Source organism: Phormidium sp. CCY1219, assembly GCF_035615515.1.
GTDB lineage: Bacteria > Cyanobacteriota > Cyanobacteriia > Cyanobacteriales > Laspinemataceae > CCY1219.
This window is the reverse complement of record NZ_JAJENT010000184.1, coordinates 1-5,966: the sequence shown is the minus strand read 5'-3', so window position 1 is coordinate 5,966 and position 5,966 is coordinate 1. Positions and strand designations below refer to the sequence as shown.

The following is a 5,966-nucleotide window of genomic DNA, read 5'->3' as shown; positions in this document are numbered from 1 at the left end:
AAATCCCCACAAAATATGGGGTATTTTGTTTGTTTTTTTCTATAGCGATTTCCGAAAAAAAACTTAAGGCTATCGATTCATTCCATCTGCCTTTAGAATTATTCAGTGAATTTCTAGTAGGTTCTCTGTTGTTGTAGTTTTCTTTACAAACTTCAACCGCTTTTTCTTCAATCCATTTTAATATATCTTCTACAGAATGACCCTGATTTATTTTGTCTAAAATATCTTCGTACAATTCTTCATAGATTACTAAGCTGTTCAGTTGAATTCCTGTATCAGATTCAGAAAACCAATTATGATTATTCATTTGGGGGATTCACATATTTTGCAAAAAAATCTGAAATGGAAATATTCAGTGATTCCGTAATTTTGGTAATGTTTTCCAGTGAAGGATTGCGAGTTCCTCGTTCAATGCTAGAAATGTAGGTACGATGAAGATCTGACATTTCCCCCAGCACTTCTTGAGAAATATCCAGTTCTTTACGGCGTCGTCTTACTGCTTTTCCAAAACGTTTTTTAATATCCATTCGATCGGAGTTCACTTTCAATTTTTGTGAAATGTTAATAATTTTTCCACAAACTATATATAAACTTTTGTAGAATATTTGTCTACATACAATTGAATACATTTTGAATTATATAAGTAACAAAAAGGTGCCGTGAGTTTGGAGATCGTCTTGTAAGAGGGCGATCTGGAGAATTTTTTGCCCCAACTATCCAATTCGACACCATAACCGAATCATGGCTACATACTCGACACCGACTCTGTAAAGTGGATCCCCACTGAGTACCTCTCGGTAGCTAGATCCGTGAAAATGCCGAGAACAATTTGTAAATTTAATGCAATTCCTTGTTTTCCGATTCTAATTTTCGGCTGAGCGCTTCTAATCGTCGGCGCTCTTGTTTTAGCTTATCTTCTAACTCTTGAATCTGGTCGCGGCGCGCTTCCAAGTCTAACTCTCGTCGGGAAAGTTCCTGACTTTGCAAGGTTAGGGACTGTCGCCAGTTTTCGATTTCTTCGGTTTGCCACTGCAAAAACTCCGGCGTGATTCCTTTATTCAAGTATTTCTCCACCAAACTCATTACCCATTCCGTGGCTTCTTTGACTGAGCGAATTTGACCTTGATGAGAAAGTTCCACCAACACTAAAACCCCTTCCGATAAGGGCGAAGATTCGGTGACAAATACTTCTTCCTTTTCAGCCATTAATACCCAAATTTCTCCCGGTTTTTGGCAGGCGAGCAGTCGCAATCCAGTTTTGCCTAAAAATCCTTTTTTTTGCACCTGGGCTAAATAGAGCATGATGAAAAACCGGGGTAAAAACACAGCAGAGATGTGGGGGAAGAATTGAGACTCGATGCTAGAGCGATCGCCTCTCAATTCTACATCGAAAAGGCGGGGGTGAACGATAAATTTTCATTCATCATTCACCCCAGACAAGGCAGGATTATTGACTGCCTAATTCCCGAAGCCGATCGCGCAGAATTTCTGCTTGTTTTTCCGCCTCCGCCAAGGCATCTCGCGCTCCTTGAACCACCTCATCAGGCGCTTTGTTGACAAAATTCTGGTTCGACAAACGACCGGAAAGTGATTTGACTTCTGCCTCTACTTTACCTAAATTCTTCTCGATTTTTGCACGCAGTTGGTCGATATCCACCACCCCCGCCAAGGGAACCAGCACTTGCACAGTTCCCACCACGCCGGCGATGGTTTTTTCCGGGGCTTTCTCCAATGCAGGAACGATCGCCAATTCCTCTACTTTGCCTAAATCCTGGATATACCCTTCCCCACTGGTGAGGATTTCCCGTTCTTTCTCGCTATCGCTTTGCAAAATTGCCTTAATCTTGGCACTGGGTTTAATATCCACCTTGGCGCGCAAGTTGCGAATGGTACGAATCGTACCAATTAACAACTCAAAATCCGATTCCAGGGCGCTATCGATCCACTTCGCATCTGCTTCCGGATAGGGTTGCAGGGCTAAGGATTTCTCGTCCCCAGTTTGCGTCAGGGTATGCCAAATTTCCTCGGTGATATGGGGGGTAAACGGATGCAGCAATTTCAAAATCCCCTCGAGTATGTAGGCGAGGGTCTGCTGTGCCACCTGTCGGGAGGTTGCATTTTCTCCCTGTAAGCGGGACTTGACTAATTCAATGTACCAGTCGCAGAAGTCGCCCCAGATGAATTCATACAAGCCTTTCGCTGCTTCTCCCATGCCATAATTATCGATATACTCGCAAGTTTGATGTACGGTTTGGTGATAGCGCGACAGAATCCAGCGATCGCTCAATTCCAAGGTGCTATCTGCAGCAGTTTGCGCCGAAACGGCGGCTGTTGCGCCTTCTACGGTGGGCGTCGCCGATCCGATGGTGGGCGCAGGCGTGGCTTGGGTTTGAGTTCCTTCTGTCGCCGTGGGGGTGGGATACAGAGTAGGGGCGCGATTTTCAATTAACTGTTCGTCCGGTCCAAGGTGGCGATCGCGAGGCGGTACCACGGTGGATATCGCTTCGGATTGAACCTGGCGCACTCCGGGGGGATTCCCCAACTGCTGCGGCGTTTTGCCATCCAAATTCATCATCACAAACCGCGCCGCATTCCACAATTTATTGGTGAAATTGCGCGACGCTTCTACCGATGCGGATTCGTCGGTTTTGCGGTTATATTCCAACCGAATATCTTGTCCGGCCCCCACCACTTCCCGAATCAAAGTGTAACGCAAGGCGTCGGTGCCGTATTTGTCGATCAGCAACAGGGGGTCGATACCATTCCCGGCAGATTTCGACATTTTCTTGTTATTTTCATCCCGCACTAATCCGTGGATGTAAACATCTTTAAAGGGCATTTGTTGGGTAAAATGACCCGCCATCATGGTCATTCTGGCCACCCAGAAAAAGATGATATCGAATCCGGTGACGAGAGTGGTGGTGGGATAGTAGGTTTGCAAATCTTCCGTTTGGGAGGGCCATCCGAGGGTGGAAAAGGGCCACAATCCGGAGGAAAACCAGGTATCTAGCACGTCCGGATCTTGTTGAATCTGGACGGTTTTGCCAAATTTGGCTTGCAGTTTTTCTGTGGCTTCCGCTTCGCTTTTGGCCACTACAAAGGGGGTATTGTCGGCGATTTCGCCGTGGGTTTCGCTGACGGCGTACCAAGCGGGAATTTGATGTCCCCACCACAGTTGACGAGAGATGCACCAATCTTTCAGTTTTTCCAGCCAATCGCGATACACTTTGGTCCAGCGATCGGGAATAAAGCGCGGGGAATTTTTCTGGTCGAGGAAATTGAGGGCGCGAGTGGATAGGGGTTCGATTTTGACGAACCATTGAGTAGAAATTAAGGGTTCTACGGGAACTTTACCGCGATCGCTATAAGGCACGGTATGATGATAATCTTCCACTTTCACCAGCAGTTCGTCTTCTTCAAACTGTTTGACCACTGCTTTTCGCGCCGCAAAGCGATCGAGTCCCTGAAATGGTCCGGCATTTTCATTCAGGGAACCGTCTTTATTCATAATGTTGATAAACGGCAAATTGTGCCGCATCCCCATTTCAAAATCGTTGGGGTCGTGGGCGGGCGTCACCTTCACGCAGCCGGTTCCAAATTCCGGGTCTACTAATTCATCGGCAATAATCGGGATTTCGCGATTCATAATGGGCAAAATTAAGGTTTTGCCGATTAAATGGCGATAGCGATCGTCGTTGGGATTGACGGCGAGTGCGGTATCGCCCAGCATGGTTTCCGGGCGGGTAGTTGCGACTTCCAAATATCCGGAACTGTCGCTGAGAGGATATTGGAAATGCCACAAATGCCCGTTGACTTCTCTGGGTTCGACTTCTAAATCGGAAACGGCGGATTGACTGGCGGGACACCAGTTTACCATGTATTTACCGCGATAAATTAGTCCTTCTTCGTAAAGGCTGACGAAGGCTTCGAGGACTGCTTGGGATAAGCCTTGGTCCATTGTAAACCGTTCGCGGGTCCAATCCACGGAGACGCCAAGGCGGCGCAGTTGATTGGTGATGGTGTTACCGGATTCTTCTTTCCATTTCCAGGCGCGATCGAGGAATTTTTCCCGCCCGATGTCGTGGCGGGTTTTCTTTTCCTCGCGCAGTTGTCTTTCCAGGATGGTTTGCACTGCGATGCTGGCGTGATCGGTCCCGGGTAGCCACAGGGTGTTGCGCCCTTTCATGCGATGATAGCGGGCGAGGACGTCGATCAGGGCACTCTCGAAGGCGTGACCCATGTGCAAGCTTCCGGTGACGTTGGGGGGCGGAATGACGATGCAGTAGGGTTCCCCTGGGTGGTTGGGGTCAGCGGTGAAACAGTGCTGTTTTTCCCAGAAGTCCTGCCATTTCGCTTCTGTGGTTTTGGGGTCGTATTGACTCGGTAGGTTGGGAATGGTGGAAGTCATTAATTATTCAAGAAGGTGAACGGGTTACAGATCGATGGATCTATTTTAAGATTTTGCCATATCGGTTCGTGACTCGCGAAGGAAGATGCGTTTTGTGGAGGTTTGAGGGGCATGGATGAGAGACTGGGGCAACAAATTCAATTTGCGATCGAAATCGATAAACTTAAGGGGGTGCTGCGACAGACCTTGCTCGCGGATGGTTCGCGTCAGGAAAATAGTGCCGAACATTCGTGGCATTTGGCGATGATGGCGATGCTGTTGCAAGAGTATGCCCCTAAACCGGTGGATTTATTGCGGGTGATAAAAATGCTGCTGGTTCACGATTTGGTGGAAGTGTATGCGGGAGATACGTTTTGTTATGACTTACAGGGCAATTTGGATAAGGCGGCGCGGGAAGCTGAGGCGGCGGAAAAGTTGTTTGGAATTTTGCCAGCACTACAGGGGTTGGAGTTGCGGGAATTGTGGCAGGAGTTTGAGGAGAATGCCACGGCAAATGCACAGTTTGCAACGGCACTCGATCGCTTGCAACCGTTGTTGCAAAACCGAGAAACTGAGGGGGCAACTTGGAAGATGCATGGCATTAATGCGGCTCAAGTTCGCGATCGCATGAGTCCGGTACAAGAGGGGATTCCGGCATTATGGCCTTTGGTTCAGCAGATAATTGAGGAGGCAATGGAAAAGGGGTATTTAAAAGAATGAGGCGGGGGATTGAAATCGCGCCAAGGCAAAGGCTTTAGGGAAGCCCGGGGCGACAGCGCTATAGCCCGCCTACGCGGGCTATTTTTTTTGCTCGGTTTTGCTGCTAGTATAATTGGGATTTTTTGGAGTTAAATATGCCATCAGTTTATCCAAGGAATTGACATACATCAGCCTTTCGGCAAAGTTCTCGATTTGCTCCAAATTCAACTGTTGTAAATTCCGTTCTATCGACTCGGGTACCTCGCGAAACGGACTACGGATCGGAAGTTGTAGGAGCTGCAATTCGCCTTCCTTGAAAATTTCCTGACCCCAAACAGATTCTCGTAATGCTTGTGCTTCTAAGCTCATAACTCGCTCCACTAACTCTTTGCCCAATACAAATGTAGCAAAAATTCCCAACACTTGTTGTAAATTTTCTCCCCGTTCTTCTGTTTGCAGTCGTTGGGCGGCACGGCGCAATATGGTTTCGTTTCCGCCGCCTTTCATCACGGGTGCTAAGGGCAGGAGAGCCTTTAGGTCCGGTTGAAAGGCTACTTCAACGTCGATTTACCAGAGGTTAATGACTCGATAGTCTTGCCGAGCTTGTAATCCCATTATAGTGGATTGATAGCAGGTGGGAATGGTGACGTCGGAGAGGGGAGGGAAAATATTAACGACTACGGGATATACCAGCCAATCATATTTTTATTTTCCATTGGGAGACCGGGCGATTAATCTCTTACTACTAATATCTGTTTCAGCCATAATTGGTTGCGGTAGATGATGTTAATTATTGAGGCAAAATTGTGAGTATAAATCAAGGGGTTTGGGGAGTTTTATAAAGGGGAAAAGGGAGTGAGTTTAATTCCTGGAGTCGGGG

General features: G+C 47.4%; 6 protein-coding genes. 1 reads left to right on the top strand and 5 read right to left on the bottom strand.

The window, feature by feature from the left end:
- The 4 genes from LKK83_RS01165 to LKK83_RS01150 all read right to left on the bottom strand — a co-directional run.
- Positions 1–307 (bottom strand): Cfr10I/Bse634I family restriction endonuclease (locus tag LKK83_RS01165; protein WP_324628906.1); only part of this gene is annotated, 307 nt, incomplete at its 3' end.
- The gene (locus tag LKK83_RS01160; RefSeq protein WP_324628903.1) at positions 300–542 is read right to left on the bottom strand and encodes a helix-turn-helix domain-containing protein; all 243 of its coding nucleotides are present in this window, start codon (positions 540–542) and stop codon (positions 300–302) included. The genes LKK83_RS01160 and LKK83_RS01165, both read right to left, overlap by 8 nt.
- A gap of 295 nt (positions 543–837) precedes the next feature.
- Entirely contained in the window at positions 838–1,302 is a 465-nt protein-coding gene (locus tag LKK83_RS01155) for a hypothetical protein (RefSeq protein WP_324628901.1), read from the bottom strand.
- 145 nt (positions 1,303–1,447) lie between these two features.
- Positions 1,448–4,408 carry a valine--tRNA ligase gene (locus LKK83_RS01150; RefSeq protein WP_324628899.1) on the bottom strand — a complete coding sequence of 987 codons (2,961 nt, stop codon included), beginning with the start codon at positions 4,406–4,408 and terminating at the stop codon, positions 1,448–1,450.
- A 111-nt stretch (positions 4,409–4,519) separates the two neighbouring features.
- On the opposite strand from LKK83_RS01150, the gene LKK83_RS01145 reads away from it, so the two are divergent.
- Positions 4,520–5,107 (top strand): HD domain-containing protein, encoded by a 588-nt coding sequence (locus LKK83_RS01145; RefSeq protein WP_324628897.1) that lies wholly within the window; start codon positions 4,520–4,522, stop codon positions 5,105–5,107.
- A 78-nt stretch (positions 5,108–5,185) separates the two neighbouring features.
- Here the strand turns inward: LKK83_RS01145 and LKK83_RS01140 are convergent, their stop codons facing one another.
- Positions 5,186–5,593, bottom strand: coding sequence for a DUF4351 domain-containing protein (locus LKK83_RS01140; RefSeq protein ID WP_324628907.1), 408 nt, complete (start codon positions 5,591–5,593; stop codon positions 5,186–5,188).
- Between the last annotated feature and the right edge of the window lie 373 nt (positions 5,594–5,966).

What these genes read in the sequence shown, in the direction of transcription:
- LKK83_RS01155 (WP_324628901.1), bottom strand. Translation starts at nt 1,302, where the DNA reads ATGCTCTATTTAGCCCAGGTGCAAAAAAAAGGATTTTTAGGCAAAACT.
- LKK83_RS01150 (WP_324628899.1), bottom strand. Translation starts at nt 4,408, where the DNA reads ATGACTTCCACCATTCCCAACCTACCGAGTCAATACGACCCCAAAACC.
- LKK83_RS01145 (WP_324628897.1), top strand. Translation starts at nt 4,520, where the DNA reads ATGGATGAGAGACTGGGGCAACAAATTCAATTTGCGATCGAAATCGAT.
- LKK83_RS01140 (WP_324628907.1), bottom strand. Translation starts at nt 5,593, where the DNA reads ATGAAAGGCGGCGGAAACGAAACCATATTGCGCCGTGCCGCCCAACGA.